Raw genomic sequence first — 595 nt, 5'->3', positions numbered from 1 at the left:
TTCGTTTTTTGATTGGAAGAAACATTGCTTTTTAAGGAAGGGTCTTTTATAATCAAGGAACAATGAGTGAGAACGATTCTCAATAAATGTAAAATAACGACAGAAAAATTAAAGAGGAATGGTTATGAATTATTTAGAGGCAGAGGACTTAACTACAGGATATGGTCGTCAAGTGATTAGTGAAGCGCTGAACTGTTCATTTGAAGCGGGAACTATTACAAGTATTATTGGACCAAATGGTTGTGGCAAATCGACCTTGTTAAAAACACTTGCACGTATTTTGCCAGCTGAGAAAGGCAAGGTGTTCATTAAGAACCAAGAACTTCAACATTTTTCTTCAAAAGAAGTAGCGCAAGAACTAGCGATCTTATCACAAACGCCAGAAAATACAATCGATTTATCTGTTTTTGACCTCGTCTCTTTCGGGCGATATCCTTATCAATCGGGCTGGAAAAGTGTCACCACAGAAGATCAAGAGTACATACAATGGGCATTAGAATTAACAGGCTTAACTGAGTTAGCTAGAGAGTCTGTGGCAATTTTATCAGGTGGACAACGGCAACGGGTTTGGATTGCTATGGCGCTAGTGCAGGAT

1 protein-coding gene is annotated in these 595 nt (G+C 38.7%); it reads left to right on the top strand.

The annotated features are described in order from the left end of the window. Nucleotides 1-124: 124 nt before the first annotated feature. Nucleotides 125-595, top strand: a 471-nt coding sequence (locus ACU8YE_RS23995) for an ABC transporter ATP-binding protein (protein WP_446929850.1), incomplete at its 3' end; no start/stop codon positions are given.

It is taken from the genome of Ralstonia sp. VS2407 (genome assembly GCF_052950655.1).
Note: the sequence above shows the minus strand (reverse complement) of the source record. Positions and strands in the feature narration are given on the sequence as shown.